This is a genomic window from Xenorhabdus indica (genome assembly GCF_014467235.1).
GTDB lineage: Bacteria > Pseudomonadota > Gammaproteobacteria > Enterobacterales > Enterobacteriaceae > Xenorhabdus > Xenorhabdus indica.
Genome location: NZ_NKHP01000005.1, coordinates 40,730 through 59,799 on the forward strand (window position 1 = coordinate 40,730; position 19,070 = coordinate 59,799).

The 19,070-nt window shown below is 43.6% G+C and carries 20 protein-coding genes; 13 read left to right on the plus strand and 7 right to left on the minus strand.

Annotated elements, in window-relative coordinates; translation table 11 throughout:
• Window positions 1–8 precede the first annotated feature (8 nt).
• From kdsD to rnk, 11 genes are all read left to right on the plus strand, one after another.
• Window positions 9–977: an arabinose-5-phosphate isomerase KdsD gene (gene kdsD, locus Xind_RS05545; protein ID WP_047682020.1), complete on the plus strand. Its 969-nt coding sequence runs from the start codon at window positions 9–11 to the stop codon at window positions 975–977.
• A gap of 120 nt (window positions 978–1,097) precedes the next feature.
• Window positions 1,098–1,661 carry a 3-deoxy-manno-octulosonate-8-phosphatase KdsC gene (gene kdsC, locus Xind_RS05550; RefSeq protein ID WP_047682017.1) on the plus strand — a complete coding sequence of 188 codons (564 nt, stop codon included), beginning with the start codon at window positions 1,098–1,100 and terminating at the stop codon, window positions 1,659–1,661.
• Window positions 1,662–1,680: 19 nt separating this feature from the next.
• Window positions 1,681–2,274, plus strand: a complete 594-nt coding sequence (gene lptC, locus Xind_RS05555) for an LPS export ABC transporter periplasmic protein LptC (RefSeq protein WP_047682013.1) — start codon at window positions 1,681–1,683, stop codon at window positions 2,272–2,274.
• Window positions 2,255–2,803: a lipopolysaccharide ABC transporter substrate-binding protein LptA gene (gene lptA, locus Xind_RS05560; RefSeq protein WP_047682010.1), complete on the plus strand. Its 549-nt coding sequence runs from the start codon at window positions 2,255–2,257 to the stop codon at window positions 2,801–2,803. The genes lptC and lptA overlap by 20 nt, the downstream gene beginning before the upstream one ends.
• Before the next feature lie 6 nt (window positions 2,804–2,809).
• Entirely contained in the window at window positions 2,810–3,535 is a 726-nt protein-coding gene (gene lptB, locus Xind_RS05565) for an LPS export ABC transporter ATP-binding protein (RefSeq protein ID WP_047682007.1), read from the plus strand.
• 78 nt (window positions 3,536–3,613) lie between these two features.
• A complete protein-coding gene (rpoN, locus tag Xind_RS05570; protein WP_187649632.1) occupies window positions 3,614–5,089 on the plus strand; it encodes an RNA polymerase factor sigma-54 in 1,476 nt (491 codons plus the stop codon).
• A gap of 23 nt (window positions 5,090–5,112) precedes the next feature.
• The gene (hpf, locus tag Xind_RS05575; RefSeq protein ID WP_047682002.1) at window positions 5,113–5,400 is read left to right on the plus strand and encodes a ribosome hibernation promoting factor; all 288 of its coding nucleotides are present in this window, start codon (window positions 5,113–5,115) and stop codon (window positions 5,398–5,400) included.
• Window positions 5,401–5,607: 207 nt separating this feature from the next.
• Window positions 5,608–6,075 (plus strand): PTS IIA-like nitrogen regulatory protein PtsN, encoded by a 468-nt coding sequence (gene ptsN / locus Xind_RS05580; RefSeq protein WP_047681999.1) that lies wholly within the window; start codon window positions 5,608–5,610, stop codon window positions 6,073–6,075.
• Window positions 6,076–6,172: 97 nt separating this feature from the next.
• Window positions 6,173–7,024: an RNase adapter RapZ gene (gene rapZ / locus Xind_RS05585; RefSeq protein ID WP_038259562.1), complete on the plus strand. Its 852-nt coding sequence runs from the start codon at window positions 6,173–6,175 to the stop codon at window positions 7,022–7,024.
• Window positions 7,025–7,060: 36 nt separating this feature from the next.
• Entirely contained in the window at window positions 7,061–7,333 is a 273-nt protein-coding gene (gene npr, locus Xind_RS05590) for a PTS phosphocarrier protein NPr (protein ID WP_047681996.1), read from the plus strand.
• Window positions 7,334–7,824: 491 nt separating this feature from the next.
• Window positions 7,825–8,235, plus strand: coding sequence for a nucleoside diphosphate kinase regulator (rnk, locus tag Xind_RS05595; RefSeq protein ID WP_047681993.1), 411 nt, complete (start codon window positions 7,825–7,827; stop codon window positions 8,233–8,235).
• Between the two features lie 50 nt (window positions 8,236–8,285).
• Here rnk and pmbA read toward each other — a convergent pair whose 3' ends face one another.
• On the minus strand, window positions 8,286–9,629 hold the full coding sequence (gene pmbA, locus Xind_RS05600) for a metalloprotease PmbA (RefSeq protein ID WP_047681991.1): 1,344 nt from the start codon (window positions 9,627–9,629) through the stop codon (window positions 8,286–8,288).
• Window positions 9,630–9,820: 191 nt separating this feature from the next.
• Between pmbA and yjgA the strand changes: the two genes are divergently transcribed.
• The gene (gene yjgA, locus Xind_RS05605; protein WP_047681988.1) at window positions 9,821–10,357 is read left to right on the plus strand and encodes a ribosome biogenesis factor YjgA; all 537 of its coding nucleotides are present in this window, start codon (window positions 9,821–9,823) and stop codon (window positions 10,355–10,357) included.
• Between the two features lie 75 nt (window positions 10,358–10,432).
• On the opposite strand, the gene Xind_RS05610 is transcribed toward yjgA, so the two are convergent.
• Window positions 10,433–10,696 carry a BBE domain-containing protein gene (locus tag Xind_RS05610; RefSeq protein ID WP_187649633.1) on the minus strand — a complete coding sequence of 88 codons (264 nt, stop codon included), beginning with the start codon at window positions 10,694–10,696 and terminating at the stop codon, window positions 10,433–10,435.
• 160 nt (window positions 10,697–10,856) lie between these two features.
• Between Xind_RS05610 and Xind_RS05615 the strand changes: the two genes are divergently transcribed.
• Window positions 10,857–11,810: a D-2-hydroxyacid dehydrogenase family protein gene (locus Xind_RS05615; RefSeq protein WP_047681982.1), complete on the plus strand. Its 954-nt coding sequence runs from the start codon at window positions 10,857–10,859 to the stop codon at window positions 11,808–11,810.
• A 125-nt stretch (window positions 11,811–11,935) separates the two neighbouring features.
• On the opposite strand, the gene Xind_RS05620 is transcribed toward Xind_RS05615, so the two are convergent.
• From Xind_RS05620 to yhdP, 5 genes are all read right to left on the minus strand, one after another.
• Window positions 11,936–12,205: a barstar family protein gene (locus Xind_RS05620; RefSeq protein ID WP_047681980.1), complete on the minus strand. Its 270-nt coding sequence runs from the start codon at window positions 12,203–12,205 to the stop codon at window positions 11,936–11,938.
• A 1-nt stretch (window position 12,206) separates the two neighbouring features.
• The gene (locus tag Xind_RS05625; RefSeq protein WP_187649634.1) at window positions 12,207–12,680 is read right to left on the minus strand and encodes a ribonuclease; all 474 of its coding nucleotides are present in this window, start codon (window positions 12,678–12,680) and stop codon (window positions 12,207–12,209) included.
• Between the two features lie 183 nt (window positions 12,681–12,863).
• Window positions 12,864–14,309, minus strand: coding sequence for a metalloprotease TldD (gene tldD / locus Xind_RS05630; RefSeq protein ID WP_187649635.1), 1,446 nt, complete (start codon window positions 14,307–14,309; stop codon window positions 12,864–12,866).
• A 17-nt stretch (window positions 14,310–14,326) separates the two neighbouring features.
• The gene (gene nit1 / locus Xind_RS05635) at window positions 14,327–15,175 is read right to left on the minus strand and encodes a deaminated glutathione amidase (protein ID WP_047681973.1); all 849 of its coding nucleotides are present in this window, start codon (window positions 15,173–15,175) and stop codon (window positions 14,327–14,329) included.
• On the minus strand, window positions 15,172–19,005 hold the full coding sequence (gene yhdP, locus Xind_RS05640; protein ID WP_187649636.1) for an AsmA2 domain-containing protein YhdP: 3,834 nt from the start codon (window positions 19,003–19,005) through the stop codon (window positions 15,172–15,174). The genes nit1 and yhdP overlap by 4 nt, the downstream gene beginning before the upstream one ends.
• Between the last annotated feature and the right edge of the window lie 65 nt (window positions 19,006–19,070).

Consider the following 19,070-nt stretch of genomic DNA (forward strand, 5'->3'; position numbering starts at 1 on the left):
GAGTAGAAATGCCTAAGATCGATTTTCAGCAAGCGGGTAAGAGAGTATTACATATCGAACTCGACGGATTGACGAGATTGGAACAGTACATCAATGATGATTTCAACAAAGCCTGTGAATTAATGTTTGACTGCGAGGGCAAAGTCATTGTCATGGGGATGGGTAAATCCGGCCATATAGGAAGGAAAATGGCGGCAACATTTGCCAGCACCGGAACTCCGTCGTTCTTTGTCCACCCCGGAGAAGCCAGTCACGGTGATCTCGGCATGGTGACCCCAAAAGACATTGTCATAGCAATTTCCAATTCCGGTGAGTCCAATGAGATCCTCGCCTTAATTCCGATACTTAAACGGCAAAAAGTCCCGCTCATCTGTATGACAAATAACTGTAACAGTAGTATGGGCAAAGCCTCTGATGTCCATCTGTGCATCAAAACACCACAAGAAGCCTGCCCATTAGGATTGGCACCCACAACCAGTACAACCGCAACGCTGGTCATGGGCGATGCCCTGGCCCTTGCACTACTGGAAGCCCGTGGTTTTACCGCAGAAGATTTCGCCCTTTCCCATCCCGGTGGTGCACTTGGACGCAAACTTTTGCTACTGGCCAGTGACCTAATGACCACTGATGATGACATTCCCCGAGTACCTCACACTGCCACCCTGCGTGAAGCATTAATAGAAATCACACGAAAAAAACTAGGCATGACTGTCATCTGTGGTGATGATATGCAGATCGATGGTATCTTTACTGACGGGGATCTACGCCGCGTTTTCGATATGGGTATCGATTTAAACAACGCCAAAATTTCTGACGTTATGACCACAGGGGGTATCCGCATCAAACCGAATGCGTTAGCTGTTGATGCCCTGAATCTGATGCAATCACGCCATATTACCTCCCTGCTGGTTACAGAAGGCAACACCTTGCTTGGTGTATTACATATGCATGACCTATTACAAGCAGGAGTTGTATAAAAACCCGTCATATAAATCTGGTAAGATAGTAATAAACAGGTCTGCAACCAAGGGCCTGTCACAATTTAATACTGGTTATAACACAATGCTAGTGACAATAATGTAGTAGAGAATTTCTGAATGAAGCAAAACGAATATCTGGATACCTGTTATGGCCCAGTAAATAAAGAAATTATCGCGAAAGCCAAAAAGATCCGTCTATTGATCTGCGATGTTGATGGAGTCATGTCGGATGGCCTGATATACATGGGCAATGAGGGCGAAGAGCTGAAAGCCTTTAATGTTCGTGATGGTTACGGTATCCGTTGTTTAATTACCTCCGGTATCGAAGTTGCAATTATAACTGGTCGCCAAGCCAAGTTGCTGGAAAATCGCGCAAAAACTCTTGGTATTACCTATCTTTACCAAGGTCAGAACGATAAGATTTTGGCGTATCAGGAACTGTTGGATAAACTAGCGCTACAACCTGAACAGGTTGCCTATATCGGCGATGACCTGATTGATTGGCCTGTCATGGCTCAGGTCGGATTATCGGCCGCGGTGGCCGATGCTCACCCACTCTTACTGCCGAAGGCCGATTATGTGACTCAGATTGCTGGTGGTCGTGGGGCAGTCAGAGAACTTTGTGATTTGGTGCTTTTCGCTCAGAATAAGCTTGAAGATGCCAAAGGGTTATCAATATAAAATATGAACTGAAAAAAGAATGAGCAGAACTCAATCCTGGCTGATCGCAATACTGACTTTGATTGTGCTTGCATTGATTGGCTGGAATTTATCCAATTCAAATCAAGACACTTCATCACCAATTTTAGATGGCAGTTATCCTACTTACCAAACAGAGGAAGCCATCACATTTGTTTATGATCCAGGGGGTAAATTGGTTTATAAACTAGTGGCAGATGATGTTAAAAATTATACGGAAACAAAACTGACTTGGTTTACCAAGCCAATATTGACGACTTTTGATGCTAACAGCGCATCCAAATCCCCGAAACCAACATGGACAGTACACGCCAATAAAGCAAAACTTACCCATGATGATATGCTCTACTTATATGGAGATGTCCAGGTGGACAGCTTGAATGACGCATCACAATTGCAAAAGATCACAACAGATAATGCAACGGTCAATCTCGTGACTCAGGATGTTGCTTCTGACGATAAAGTCACTTTAGAGGGAGTCGGACTGCAATCTGTTGGCATGAGAATGCGCGGCAATCTACGAGACAAAACTGCTGAATTGATTGAAAAGGTAAGCACTCGCTATGAGATTCCACATGAAGAACCTAATCCGTAATACCCTGATTACCAGTACACTGGTTGCAGTTAGCCTGCCTGCGCTGGCATTGAAAGATGACACGCAAAAACCCATTACCATTGATTCAGCCAGACAATCTTTGGACGTAACGGGGAACGTTGCCACATTTACGGATAATGTTATCGTAAAGCAAGGTTCTATCGATATTCGGGCTGATAAGGTTGTTGTTACCCGCCCTGATGGTGATTCGAAAAAAACCGTTATCGAAGCCTATGGCAATCCTGCAACATTTTACCAATTACAGGATGATGGTAAACCCATCAAAGGCCATGCTGCAAAGATGCGCTATGAAATGGGTAGCGAGCTAGTCACACTGACAGGCAATGCTTATCTTGAACAGCTCGACAGTAACATCAAAGGCGATAAAATCACCTATTTAGTGCCAACACAGCAAATGGAAGCCTTTAGCGATAAAGGTAAGCATGTCACCACCGTCCTGTTACCTTCCCAGTTGCAGGAAAAAGGCCCTGGTGTTAACAACACTGATGTTAATAAAAAGAGTAAATAACGACGTATGGCAATATTAAACGCGGACAATCTGGCAAAAGCTTATAAGGGACGTAAGGTCGTTGAGGATGTCAGCCTGAAAGTGAAATCAGGTGAAATTGTGGGCCTGCTTGGGCCAAACGGTGCAGGTAAAACCACAACTTTCTATATGGTTGTCGGTATTGTGCCACGTGATGCAGGTACTATCACTATAGACCATGAAGATATCAGCCTGCTACCTCTGCATGAACGTGCCCGCCGGGGTATCGGTTACTTACCACAGGAAGCCTCTATCTTCCGTCGGCTGAGTGTGTACGATAATTTAATGGCGGTTCTTGAGATCCGTAAGGATATCAATCAGGAACAGCGCAAAGCGCGCGCCGAAGAATTGATGGAAGAGTTTCATATTTCTCATTTGCGTAACAGCCTTGGTCAATCGTTGTCCGGTGGTGAACGCCGTCGTGTGGAAATCGCCCGAGCACTGGCAGCAAATCCTAAATTTATTCTGTTGGATGAACCTTTTGCAGGAGTTGACCCTATTTCTGTTCTTGATATTAAAAAGATCATTCAACACCTACGGGACTGTGGTCTGGGTGTTCTGATTACTGACCATAACGTCCGTGAAACACTGGATGTGTGTGAACGCGCTTACATTGTCAGTCAGGGGCATTTGATTGCCCACGGTACACCAGAAGATATCCTCAGCAATGAGCAAGTTAAGCGCGTTTATCTGGGTGAAGGCTTCCGACTTTAAGGCTCATTATCAGGCAAAATTCAGGGGCATTCAGTTTAGGAGCATTAAGGATTCAGTTCAGGAGGAAGTGAGATCGTTATGAAGCAAAGTTTGCAACTCAAACTCAGTCAGCAATTGACGATGACGCCGCAACTTCAGCAAGCTATCCGTTTGTTGCAACTTTCTACGCTTGAACTTCAACAGGAGCTCCAACTGGCTTTGGAAGCCAATCCTATGCTTGAGCAAGAAGAACTACATCAAGAAATTGATATCCAAGGCTATTCCGATGCACAAACAGCCCCTGATGCAGAAACATATCCTGATAGCGAAACGAAAGTCATGGATACACTTGAAGCCCTTGAGCAACGGGATATGCCTGAAGAGCTTCCTCTTGATACCAGTTGGGATGAAATTTACACTGCGGGTCCATCCCTGGGAGCAAAAAGTGACTACAACGCAGATGACTTTCCCGTTTATCAAGGTGAAACAACCCAGTCATTACAAGATTATTTAATGTGGCAAGCTGCATTGACTCCGTTTACTGAAACAGATTCAGCCATCGCCACATCGATCATTGATGCCATTGACGAAACAGGCTACCTGACAGTCCCTGTCGAGGAGATCCTTGTCAGCATTGGTGATGATGAACTGACATTAGAAGAAGTCGAAGCCGTACTCAAGCGAGTACAACACTTTGATCCCATTGGTGTTGCGGCACGTAATTTACGTGAATGTCTGCTGATCCAACTTGCAATGCTACCAGCAGAAACACCTTACCTGAACGAAGCAAAACTGGTTACCAGCAAGTACCTTGAACTATTGGGCAACCGGGACTTTCGAAATTTGTTGCGACAGAGCAAATTAAAAGAAAGTGCATTAAAAGCAGCAATTGATATTATTCAGTCACTGGAGCCGAGGCCCGGATTAATGGTGAATACCGGAGAATCCGAATACGTTATTCCCGATGTATTAGTCCAGAAAGAGAATGAACGCTGGCAGGTCAGGCTGAATACCGATAACATCCCTCGTCTGCGCATTAATCAGCATTATGCTGCACTAGGGCAACAATCTCATAATGAGAGTGACAGCCTGTTTATCCGTAATAACCTGCAAGAAGCTAAATGGCTGATAAAAAGTCTCGAAAGTCGCAATGAAACGTTATTGAAAGTCAGTCACTGCATTGTGGAGCGACAGCAAGATTTCTTTGAATATGGTGCGGAATACATGAAACCACTGGTACTGGCTGATATCGCCTATCAGATTGACATGCATGAATCCACCATTTCCCGTGTGACAACCCAAAAGTATCTGCATAGTCCACGCGGGATTTTTGAATTGAAATATTTTTTCTCCAGTCACGTTAATACTGATAGCGGAGGCGAAGCCTCTTCTACGGCGATACGGGCACTGGTGAAAAAATTGGTCGCGGCAGAAAACCCGGCCAAACCACTGAGTGACAGTAAATTGACAAACTTACTTGCCGAACAAGGCATTCAAGTAGCACGTCGAACTGTCGCAAAATATAGAGAGTCGTTATCCATCCCGCCTTCAAACCAACGTAAAAAATTGGTTTGAACAACACAGAGAAGGAAAACACTATGCAACTCAATGTTACAGGCCACAATCTTGAAATCACTGATGCACTACGCAATGTTGTAAACACAAAATGCGGCAAATTGGATCAATATTTCGATAAGATTAACCTTATTCAGGTCATCCTCCGAGTGGAAAAGGTGCAGAAAATTGCTGAAGCCACGGTACATGTCAATGGAGGAGAGTTGCATGCGAGTTCAGAGCATGAAGATATGTATGCAGCAATTGATGCGCTGGCGGACAAACTGGCTCGTCAATTGACCAAACATAAAAGTAAATTGAGACAACATTAACAGTTTTCAGACAACGGGACTGTCATAAGATTAGCACTGTTCTATCTATATCCAATAGACTTCCGGTTGCATCAAAGTAGGCAATAAATGAATGCAGCTAACGAAAGAAACAACCAGAAGGCTCAATGGCATAAGCATAAATAGTGTTCTGATACCAGATGTCTAAACTCAGGCATCTGGTATTACAGACCCTAAGTGAATAAAGAAATGAACAACGAAACAGATTTACCACTAAGTTCAGTGCTTTCATCCGAATGTACGCGTAACAACGTACCTTGTTCGAGTAAAAAGCGCGCCTTAGAGATTATCAGCGAATTGGCATCAAAACAGCTTAATTTGCCAGAAAATGCCGTATTTGAAGCCATTCTTTCCCGCGAAAAAGTGGGTACAACAGGTATTGGCAGCGGGATTGCCATTCCTCACGGCAAGCTGGAAACAGAATGCTCAAATAATGCCGTTGGTGTATTTTTGCATCTGGAACAACCGATTACCTTTGATGCTATTGATAATCAACCTGTTGACTTGCTATTTGCTTTATTGGTTCCATCTAACCAGTGTCAGATCCATTTGCATTCACTCTCATTGATTGCAAAGCGACTGTCAGATAAAAATCTCTGTCGTCGTTTGCGTTCAGCACAAAGTGATGAAGAACTATACAAAATCATTACTGAATAAATAACGATGACAATTGCGGTTACAATTGATTGTTGAAAAGCAATAAAAAACAGCAGCGGTTCTAACGAACCGCTGAGATATTAAGGGGAGTCATCTCATGGTGCTGATGATAGTCAGCGGTCGTTCTGGTTCTGGTAAATCCGTAGCCCTGCGTGCACTGGAAGATATGGGGTTCTATTGTGTGGATAACCTGCCGGTCGTGTTACTTCCGGAGCTGGCTAATACATTAGCTGAGCGTGATATTTCAGCAGCAGTCAGTATCGACGTGCGAAATATGCCGGAGTCACCCGAAATTTTCGAAGAAGCACTGACAAAATTACCCGACAGCTTTTCACCTCAGCTTCTGTTTCTTGATGCAGATCGTAACACATTGATCCGTCGTTACAGTGACACCCGGCGCCTGCATCCACTCTCAAGCAAAAATCTGTCACTGGAAAGCGCTATCGACAAAGAGAGCGACCTACTGGAACCACTGCGTTCGCGGGCGGATCTGATCATTGATACGTCTGAGATGTCAGTTCATGAACTGGCTGAAATGCTCAGAACGCGTTTATTGGGTAAACGTGAACGTGAACTGACAATGGTGTTTGAATCTTTCGGCTTCAAACACGGTATTCCGATTGATGCAGATTACGTTTTCGATGTGCGCTTCCTGCCAAACCCACACTGGGATCCAAAACTGCGCCCAATGACAGGGTTGGATCGCCCTGTTGCCGCATTTTTGGATCGTCATACAGAAGTGCATAACTTCATTTACCAAACCCGCAGTTATCTTGAACTCTGGCTGCCGATGCTGGAAACCAATAACCGCAGCTATCTGACAGTTGCCATAGGTTGTACCGGCGGTAAACACCGTTCAGTTTATGTGGCAGAACAGTTAGCTGATTACTTCCGTTCCCGTGGTAAAAATGTGCAATCACGTCACCGCACACTGGAAAAACGTAAGTAACCGAATGTAACGCAACCAAACAAAATAAAGCAGGCCATGACAGTCAAACAGAGACTTGAGATCAAAAACCGACTCGGTATGCATGCCCGGCCTGCTATGAAATTGCATGACCTTGTGCAGCAGTTTCAATCTCAGGTCATTCTGCGCAACAATAATAATATTCAGGCGGAGGCTCATAGTGTTATCGCTATGCTGATGCTGGATTCCGAACAGGGTAGTTACATTGAAGTTGAAGCAACCGGACCGGATGAACAACAGGCTCTGGCGGCTATTGTCGAACTATTTAATTCTGGTTTTGACGAAGAATAGGATAAACATAAGATAGAAAGCCACGCTCACATATTCTGCTAAACTAGTTATCTCTTTTTTTACTGAGTAGCAAAATGAAACTCATTCGTGTATATCCTGATTCATTTGTATTCGAAGAGCCACATCGGAAAGTATCAGGGAAAAATCGGCTAACCATCTCATGTCATGGAAATAGAGAGCAATTACTCATAAATAAAATTTCGTATAAACCATTACAGATTTCCCTACTTATTCATGCATTTTTCCCAAATCTCTTCATCTCTCTTTCAAGAGCAGTAACAAACACAGTATCTAAAACCAATAAAAAATGTAATCCAATATAGTATCTGGCTAAATCTTATTTCATTAACAACACAAAACAGTTCGTGATCATGATCTCTTTATTTTCACGTCAGAACAGCCTAATATCACTTTAATCACATTTGAAAATAACACCCCCCTCCTTGCGTTGCGGGGTGTTATTTTGTATTGAGCCTAATTTGGAGCGTGGTATGACAAAACCTAAAATTATTATCAATGAATTAGATGCAGAACGTTTAGATTCTCTGTTGGAACAACCTGCGTTTGCTAATAGTAGTATCGCAGATGCACTAAATGAAGAGCTGGATAGAGCTGAAATTGTGCCACCAGTAGAAATACCCGCAGATGTTGTCACAATGAACAGTGAAATTAAATTTGTTGATTTCAGTAATAATGAAGAACGGATCCGCACTCTCGTTTACCCGTCTTCTCTGCAAGACAGTACAAAACAACTGTCCGTGATGGCGCCTTTAGGTGCAGCACTTCTAGGATTACGGGTAAATGATGAAATAACCTGGGAATTGCCAAATGGAGAAAAAACCCGAATAAAAGTATTAGAAATACTTTATCAGCCTGAGGCGGCAGGTGAATATCACCGTTAATTCACAGCCAGCTCAGTAGAACCAAACTGGCTGTTGTTGATTGAGTATCCCTATTGACCGGCGATACTCATTTCCGGCAATAGTATTGATCCACACTGAATGTTACTTCGTGTTTCAATATCATTACCTATTGTTACCATATTTGCCCACATATCTTTCAGATTGCCTGCGATAGTGATTTCACTGACCGGATATTGTATTTCGCCATTTTCGACCCAAAAACCGGCCGCACCGCGAGAATAATCCCCAGTCACAGCACTAACACCCTGTCCCATCAGTTCCGTCACCACCAGACCGTTTCCCATTTCCCGGAGCAGACCTGCAAAATCCAGCCCTTTCCCCGCGATACGCCAGTTATGAATTCCACCTGCATGGCCTGTACTCGCCAGACCCAGTTTACGGGCAGAATATGATGTCAACAGCCATGACTGCAAAACACCATCTTTAATAATTTCACGCGGAAGTGTACGCACACCTTCACTATCAAAAGGCGTAGAAGCCAACCCTCTCAGCAAATGGGGTTGTTCTTCAATGGTCAACCATGAAGGCAGGATCTGCTTACCCAAACTATCCAGCAAGAAAGATGACTTACGATAGATGCTGCTGCCGCTGATCGCGCCGACTAAATGACCAAACAGGCCAGTAGCGACTTCGGCAGAGAAAATCACAGGTGCTTTCATCGTCGGCAGTTTACGCGCACCTAAACGAGACAATGTACGATGTGCACTTTCTTGCCCAACCCATTCTGGCGATTGCAACTCATCAAAACGACGGCTCACAGTATAAGCATAATCACGTTCCATATTGCCATCCTGCTCTGCAATCACGCAGCTCGACATGGAATAGCGGCTTGAACAATAGCTCTGTAACATACCGTGGCTATTACCAAAGACCCGAATGCCATAATGGCCATTAAAACTACCACCTTCGGTATTGGTAATACGCTGATCTGCCTGTAATGCAGCCTGTTCGGCACGGGCAGCCAACTCAATTGCCTTATCAGCATCTAAATCCGCAGGATGGAACAACTCCAGCTCCGGGGCCTCAAACGCCAATAATTCTTTGTCTGCGGGACCAGCACAGGGATCAGGTGAAGTATAACGGGCGATATCAATGGCAGCCTGTACAGTACGTGCAATGGCTTCCGGGCTTAAATCGGTAGAAGAAGCACTACCTTTGCGCTGCTGATGATAAACGGTGATCCCTAATGCACCATCACTATTAAACTCAACATTTTCGACTTCACTGAAACGGGTGCTGACACTAATCCCCGTCGTTTTATTGACTGCGACTTCCGCAGCATCACTGCCTGCTTTCGCTAATTCCAGAGCGTAAGAAACCGCATCTTCCAGTTGTTTGCGCTGCTCCGCAATTTGTTGATTGGTCACTATCATTAATTAACCACATGAATTAAAGAGAATATTTATCAGGAAAAATGCGTGTTTCGGCTTTCAATATTAATGCCGAGTGGTAATCAGACAATTTTCCCAGTTACAATACACGATATTAGGATGTTAACACCCACCGGACGATAGGTCATGTTCCAAAGTGTACCTTATCCGGCCTTTTTAGAAGGAAAACGATTATGGCAAAGCAGCCTGAAGATTGGCTCGACAATTATCCTGCTGAAGAGGAAGAAGAAGAGATAATCTGGGTCAGTAAAAGTGAAATCAAGCGGGATGCTGAGATACTGAAAAAACTAGGGGCAGAGCTGGTTGAATTGAGCAAGAGCGAGCTGGAACGCATCCCGTTGGATGAAGATCTGCTGGCCGCGATTGAATTAGCACAGAAAATCAAGCGTGAGGGTCGCCGTCGTCAATTACAATTGATTGGCAAATTATTGCGGACTCGTGATCCTGAGCCAATTACCACTGCACTGGATAAATTGAAAAACCGTCATAACCAGCAGGTTGTGATACTACATAAGCTGGAAGAGTTACGGGATAAGTTACTTGAGAGCGACAGCGCCCTTGAAGAAGTCGTAGCACTATATCCGCACACAGATCGCCAGCAACTGCGGACGCTGATACGCAATGCTAAAAAAGAGAAAGCAGCGAACAAGCCACCGAAATCCTACCGTCAGATCTTCCAATATCTGAAAGAGTTATCTGGAACAGTATGATGTTCTAACCGCCATTTCTTTAAGAAATGGCGGTTACTTAAATACAAAAATCGCGTAAAACATGGAAATATTTCTTTAAAGGAATGGATATCTCATGTCAAAAAAATTATTTTTATCAAATGGTTTCTTAACTTCAATACGCTCTTTTGAAAAATGTTCACCATAATAAAGAGTTAACCAATTTGGGTCTATATCTTTATACGTATTATCCAGATACTTCATATCAATATCTGGATAATTGATATAACATCCCTGAAATGACGTATCCTTACCCTTATATTTTTCATATGGCTTTCCACCAGAGTCATAAAAATACCCACAGTAAACACCCGAATCCAAATGATACAATTCATAGCCTGCTTAGGCTCCTTCCAATAATTCTGGAACTGCAATTTAAGAAAAGACTCCCTTTGATAAAGTAAAATTTATACATACATAAATAATCTATAATATAAAACCTTTACCAAGCTCTTTCAAATTCGTAAAAAGGATATTTTAAATGCCATTAGTTGTTATTCCCGATGATTATCAATCTGCTACAAGACAAATTCAGGCTTTATATCAGAATAGTAATTTTGAGGTTATCAGTCTCGGTGCAATTGATCGCGATTCAAAAGCTGACGAACTATTATCAAAAGCTGATGCCCTTATTCTGATCCGTGAAAGAACGTTGATTGATGAAAAGTTTTTATCCAAAACACCTCATTTAAAACTTATCAGCCAGACTGGAAAAGTGGCTACCAATATCGATCTGGAATTGTGTAAACAACGAGGTATTGCTGTCGTAGAAGGGACTGGTTCACCCATTGCAGCCGCAGAATTAACCTGGCTGTTAATCCAAAGTTCTATCCGTGGATTCATTGCTTCAGTGGAAGCAATGAAAAAAGGCTATTGGCAAACTGAGCTGGGAGATACTGTTGTCGGCAAAACGCTTGGGATCCTGGGCTATGGGAAAATAGGTCAGTTAGTTGCAAAATATGCGCGTGCATTTGATATGAAAGTTCAGATATGGGGATCGGAACATTCACAAGAAAAAGCTCGTCAGGACGGTTTGAGTGTCCCTCATTCCCGCGAAGATTTTTTTAAAACATCAGATGTCATCACTCTGCATCAACGACTGGTTAAAGAGACCACGGGCAATGTCACATTGGCTGACCTTACTCATATGAAAAATAGTGCTGTATTAGTCAATACAGCAAGATCCGGGTTGATAGAGGCAGGTGCACTTGAGAAAGCCCTCGATCTGGGTACTCCGGGTTTTGCAGCACTGGATGTTTTTGATATTGAACCCATTTGGGATATCAATCACTCTTTATTAAAACGAGATAACGTCCTGTGCAGCCCACATATCGGTTATGTCACTAAAAGCTGTTATGACATTTATTTCGACAGTGCATTGAAGAATGTTGAGAAATATTTTTCCGGCGATGATAGCCATGTCATTAATCAATAATCAATAATCAATAATCTAGGCAACCTAATTTTAAGTCAGTTTGAAGCTAAAATTTTATACGGAAATTTAAAGACACCTCCGCGTTTCGGCGAACACGGAGGTGTTGTCATAAGACAGAGAAGAACTTAATTTTTCACATTAAAACGTAATTCGCCTTCCAGCTCTTCTTCAGCCTCTTGAAACAAGAGTACCAGTGCAGCAAAACGCGGTCGTTTCTGCACATCCAGGCAGATAAAATTAATATCAACTGGCAGCCCAATTTCACCCGTTACTGCATCCCATAGAGCATCTAAGTTCGCACCAAAATGATCATCAAGATCGAAGCACTCCTTGAACTGACTATAGAAGGCTTCTAAATCAGGGATATAGTCAAAATCGAATTCCACTTTTTTCATATCATTCTTCCAGCTTTGTGAAAGTCTTGTAGTGATCAAGTGTCAAGTAGATAAGACCATCATTAGAATAGAGTAACCTGTTACTACCCCGGTGCCCACATTTATAATTTACATCCGCTTCAAACCACTGGCGATCCTTTTGATTTGGCAACTTATTTTCACGATTGGAAAACCGATCTCCACCAATTGCTTTTCCCGGTAATACTTCGCATAAGTTGCCCTTACGAGTGTCCCAACCGAGGCGACGAGCCTGTTTTTTTGTGATGTAATAGTCAGGCAGCCTACTATGCTGATGTACATAATCCGCAACCCGATGATGCTCAGTCAGAATATCAATCTGTTGAGGCGGAACGTTTCCCGCTATCGCAACAGCTTGCTGAGTTTTATCAGAGCCAGGTAATCCAATATCTTTGATAAAAATAATGGATATAACAACCAAAATCAGTAATACACCTGCCAGCACCTTTCTTTTCATAACATTCTCCACGCTTATTTGACCAGGCTACAACCCAATAGATTTCAAGGTGCATCGCGGCAGCAAGGACGCAAATCCCCAGAAGCATAGAATTATGTGACTGGGGTGAGCGAGCACATCCAACAAAGCTGCAACTTGAAAGACGACAGAGATACTCAAAAAAACAGGTATATTCAAAAAATGTTAAGCTGTTCCGCCTACAGTCAGGTTATCCAGTTTTAATGTAGGCTGTCCAACTCCCACAGGGACACTTTGGCCTTCTTTACCACATACACCAACCCCCTTATCAAGGGCTAAGTCATTGCCAACCATCGAAATCTGCTGCATGGCCTCAATGCCTGAGCCAATTAACGTTGCACCTTTTACTGGCTTGGTGATTTTGCCATTTTCAACCAAGTACGCTTCTGATGTTGAGAAAACAAACTTACCAGAAGTGATATCCACTTGACCACCACCAAAATTCGGTGCATACAACCCATAATTAACACTGGCAATAATCTCTTCTGGTGTAGAGCTTCCTGCCAGCATATACGTATTAGTCATGCGCGGCATCGGTAGGTGAGCATAAGATTCACGTCGCCCGTTACCTGTCGGTGCAACTCCCATCAAACGTGCATTCAGTTTGTCCTGCATGTAGCCCTTCAAGATACCATTCTCAATCAGGACATTGTATTGCCCCGGAACACCTTCATCATCAATAGACAATGAGCCACGGCGGCCTTCAATCGTACCATCATCAACCACAGTACACAGTTCAGATGCTACTTTTTTCCCAATCTGACCAGAGAAGACAGATGTACCACGGCGGTTGAAGTCACCTTCTAAACCATGACCCACCGCTTCATGCAATAAAACGCCCGGCCAACCGGCTCCCAATACAACCGGCATTGTTCCCGCCGGAGCAGCAATAGCAGAAAGGTTCACCAACGCCATGCGAACCGCTTCACGGGCAAATTGTTCTGCCAACGTCTGTCCATCTTCGGCTTGCAGGAAGTATTCATAACCATAACGAGCACCACCACCACTGGAACCACGTTCACGTTTGCCATCTTCTTCAACTAATACGCTGACAGAAAGACGTACCAGTGGGCGAATATCAGCAGCCAACGTCCCATCCGTCGCTGCAACCAATACCTGCTCATAAACACCGCTCAGGCTGGCATTCACTTCCTGCACTCTGTGATCTTCTGCACGTGCGATTTGATCAACATGATGTAACAGAGCAATTTTTTCTTCCCTGCTCATGCCTTGCAGCGGATCTACAGCCGGATACAAAGCATTATGTGTCACAGCACCCAATGTATGTGCGGTGCCATTACCCGTTTCCCTTACAATACTGCGTGCTGCTTTTGCACTCTGCTGCAAAGCATTCAATGTGATTTGATCAGCATAGGCAAAACCCGTTTTTTCACCACTAATCGCCCGAACTCCCACTCCTTGATCTATATTATAAGAGCCATCTTTGATGATGCGATCTTCCAGAACCCATGTTTCGTGGTAGCTGGATTGAAAATAGAGGTCAGCATAATCCAGACGACGTTCTGCTAATTGCCCCAAAACAGAAAATAAATCTTTATGACTCAGTTCATTGGCAGTCAGTAAATGTTCACTGACATAAGTTAAACTCATAGTGATTACTCTTTATCTTAATTTGTATTCTTTTTTATCAAAGAAGTCAGTTGTGGACGGAAGCGGTTATGTTTCACCACTTTGATCTGCTCACGCATGTGGATCAAACTGTCCCGTCGGATATTGAGCTGTAGCGCACTGACAGTCAGAGGATTCTTCTTGATGACTTCTCCCCAACCACTTACCGCCATTGAATGTCCCCATGTTCTGCGAGTACCGTGTACCCCGACTTGTGCAGGTGCCAAAATGATACATTGGTTCTCAATTGCGCGAGCTCTTAAAAGTGGTTCCCAGTGTGCCTTACCCGTCAGTCTGGTAAAGGCAGCGGGTACAGAAATCAGCTCAGCCCCCTGCTCCCGTAATGCCTGAAACAGCCCTGGGAAGCGCAGATCATAGCAAATAGTCATACCCAAACGACCAACTGGTGTATCAACAACAGTGATATGTTCCCCTCGTTGGTAGATGGAGGATTCATTATAGGAACCATGTTCATCCTTGATATTGACATCAAACATGTGGATTTTGTCATAACGAGCACGAATCTCACCCTGATCATCAAACAATAAGCTACTGCTGGTTATGCGGCTCAGATCTTCCCGGCTGACCATCGGCATTGAACCAATCAATAACCAGATACCATAACGTTGCGCAATTTCACTTACAGCTTGCTGTAATGGGCCTTTTCCCTGCTCTTCTGCGTGTTCGCGGTAAGTATCTGCATCAGCAAACAGTAATGCATTTTCCGGAGTCAGAACCAGTTTTACTGTTTTGGGCAACTGCTTAATCTGCTGTTCAATTTGCGCTAAATTATGTTTAATGTTCGTACCACTGCATAATTGTAAGAGTGCAACATTGACGTTTTTCATGACCCTTTATTCTCCTTAAGCTGACGTAAAACTTCATCAATTTTAGGCTGTTCCAGATTACCCGTTAGCCGATAGCGAATGACCGATATCTTACTCCACAATGGGCCTAATGCTTTCGTCGCCGCAAAAACAGCAGCGCCTACCATAGGATTAACCGCAAATGCTGTCGCCACACCAACTGTTGCTGATATTTCCGGGGTGATCACCAACTCCATATTAAGCTGATGACGGATAAAGTTTATCTGGCCTTTTCCATGAATGTCCGCTTCCAGCCCATCAATGCGGAAGTTATCGGTATACATGACACCATTTTTTATCGCGGCATCGCCACTTATAGAATCAAAGTTAAAATCATTACTGAATGTATCACTGAAATCCAACTGTAATTTACGTAACAATGCATCAAAACTAACTAACCTTAATAGTTGTCCTGCTCTGCCACCACCTAGTTTTGCTATTGCTCCTTTCCCCATTTTTCCTGTTAAAACGCCATTGAGCGTTTTAACATCAGGGTTCCACGGTGTATCCTTCCAGTTCAGGTCAAAATCAAACTTAAATGAAGCGCCAGTAATTGGAACAATAAATCCGAGATAGGCTGCCATATCATCAAAACTTTTCCCGGATACCTGGCCCTTAGCCCAAGTATAATTACCCATATTACTTTCACTCCAACGCCCAGATAATGTCAATTTACCAGCACTGTTTTCTACCCGTCCATTAGTCAGACTCAAGGCGTCACCTTCTGGTGTTATCGTCCCTGAGATTTTCCCAACATTTAATCCGGCAAGCCAACATCCATCACATTTAACGTTAAGTGTAGGCCAATGATTCAGAGCATATTTTGGCGTTTCCGCTACGTTTGAAATTAACGGACCATTATCGCTGGAAGAGTTATCCGAAAACATAGGGTTATAATAGAGATAGTTGAGTGTTGCCTGCCATACTCCACCGACGTTAATCAGCAGATCACCATTGATTTCTTCTCCAATTGCATTGACATGCAGACTATCTGGTTGGTTAGCCGCACTGAGTATAAGATTATGCCAACGTTGTCCTCCGATATCCAAATAAGGCGTTGATATTTCAAATAACTCAGGCCATATCAGGCTATTATCTGCTACTGATTCAGCTTTTAACGCTTCAATCAGTGCCAGCCATTTTTCACCCTCAATCGCAGGTAATTTTAATGCCAGCATTGGCTTTTCCGGTAAATCAGGTAGACCATTATCATCCGTATTTAAAGTGCCTCGCTGTAAACGGACATAATTTTTCCCCAATAACCATTGGCTATTGAACGCATATCTTTTCCCCAATGAACCGATAACCTGAAGTTGGTTTGTGTCCCCTGTAGCCTGAAGATTAATATTATTCCATGCCCGTAAAGATTCTGTTTCCAGTCCAACCAGTGTACTGTTGATATGTGACAAATCAGCATTGATTACAACCTGATATTCTGCCCCATGTTGTAACGGCTTGCTTTGTGAAGGCTTGACCTGTGGAGGGATCATAATGTTCACTTTTCCCTGCCAGTTCAATTGCCCTGATAGCTGACGACGAATTTTAACCGGAAGTTTCGGTAATGTTGCTGCAGGCCAGCGAGCATCCAAATCCACATTGACCCGATAATATCCCGGTAAATCCTGAGTGGTAAATCGCAAAGAGAGGGGGTTTCCAAGCCAATGAGCAGAAAGCGTGTCACTTTGCAACGTGCCATTATCAAAGCGGAATTTACCACTAAGGTGCTCCATCTTGCTATCTAATGGCTTGATAAACAAATCGGTATTTTTCAGTACAACCTCTCCACTTGCATGAGTTGTACCATTTTCCAGAAGAACATCCAGATGAAATTTTCCATCAACCTGACCGTTAAGTTGCAAATTATCTAGCGTACTACCAACCGTTTCTGTCAATGGACTATGATGAAAATAATTGTGGATATCCTTTCCATCTCCAGATATTTCAGCGTCAATCAATAACTTCTCTTTACCGTAATCGGGGATAACAGCCGAGATCCGGGAGGCATTAACTTTTCCCAATCTCGCTGTCTTTGCTTGCATCTGTAAGCCGTTATTCTGGAAATTCAAATCAAGATCCAGGTCAAACAGGGCTGGCCAATCAGGCTGATACTGGAATGTCGCATGGCGCAGAGGAACCCATACCTGAAACTGACCATTATTCTGCTTGAATGGGAAATCATGAGGATTTCCCTGAAAGATCAAAGTAGCATTATCTACCTTTCCTTTGATCAACGACGCTGTTAAATATTCTGTCAACGATTCGCCCATCAATGGCTTGGGAAAATAACGCCATGCATCACCCGCATCATCCAAACGAATTCCAGCCAGTATCCCTAGCATTGGTTGCTGATTTTGGGATTCCGTGTAATGAAAATCCCCGTTTATCCATAATGACCTGGCCTGTAAATCCAGCCCCTGGCTCCATATCTTCAAACCATCCCGATCATTTTTCCACGTGATTTTTCCTTCACTGCTGGCAATATCAAATGGTGCCTGGAACATAGACCGGTAATCAATGAGGCTGTTTTTCAGCTCAAACCTAAAGTTTCCCCACTGTTTATTTCCTTCTAATGCACCACTGAAATGATTGACTGAAGGTAATTTTTTCCAACGAGACCAACTGACATCCTGCCATTTGATGGCAATCTCCGCGCTATCAGGTAATTCAGGGGTGATATCAAGGGCAAGACTACTGACTAATCCTTTGAGTTGCCGATATTGCCAGTCTTTAACAATATCGGGGGTCGCAAAAGAAATCATCGGCAACATCCCGTTCAGGCGTTCAAGCTGAATATTTTCAGCGCGAACCCGCCAATGATCTTTGTTCTGATATTGCCGCGTCTGCATAGCATACAGTATCGCAATACGGCCTGCGGGCCATTGCAGACCATTCGTTTTCAGGCTTGCCAGATTGGGGATATCAAACAGCCAGCCTTCTCCCTGACGACGCATTTGCAGGAGTAAATCATGGACGGCAAGCTGATGTTTTTCATCACCCACATGCCAATTGGCATGCCCCTGCTTAAGTTGCAGATATCCGTTATCAATCCTCCCATTTTTCAGGGTAATCCAACTGGCCAGACTGAATCGGGCATCTTCCAAACCGGTATTGTCTTTTAACCAGCGGCTGAGCCACAACCGCATATCGATATCATCAGCCTGCAAATAAATCGTGCCGCTATCTAAAACACGATTAATATCTTTCAGGTCAAATTTAACCTGCACAACACCTTCCTGTCCGTTAATCGAAGACAGATTAATATTGCCTTGCGCACGATGACGATTATCTTTATTCAGCCATGTCAGTTGCGGCAATATCAGCCGGATCTTCTCTCCCGATGGAGTCGGAAAGGTCAGGCTGCTGTCGTGCAAATCAAAATGATTAAACCGTTCAAGGAAAAGGGAGGATAAACTATCTGGCTTGGGAAACAGGCTTTCACCTTCCCCATCCAATAATGGTTTATCATAATCAACCTGAAGCTGGTAAAAGGAGAGATCACGAAAATGCCAGTGCCGTTGTAGCAGTGAACGCCAGATATCCAGAGAAAGCGTCACTTTTTTGGCTTTAACATCCGTTTCCCCCGTTACAGCACGAAGATCACGAACTTCCAACTGGGGGCCGAATGACTGCCAATTTCCGTTGATATAGCCAATTTCGATAGAAATATCCGTCAATTCAGAAATCTTATGCGCCAATTGCTGACGATAATCATTAATATGTGGCAGGAAAAAACGTAACCCGCTGACAAGCAAAGCCACAATGATAATGACTATTGCGGCTGTCGCTAATAATATTCCGAGCAGTCGCCTCACTCATTTCTCCTTGGTTGTCAGCATATTTCTACCCAATAGATTTCACGCCACATTTCAAAATGATT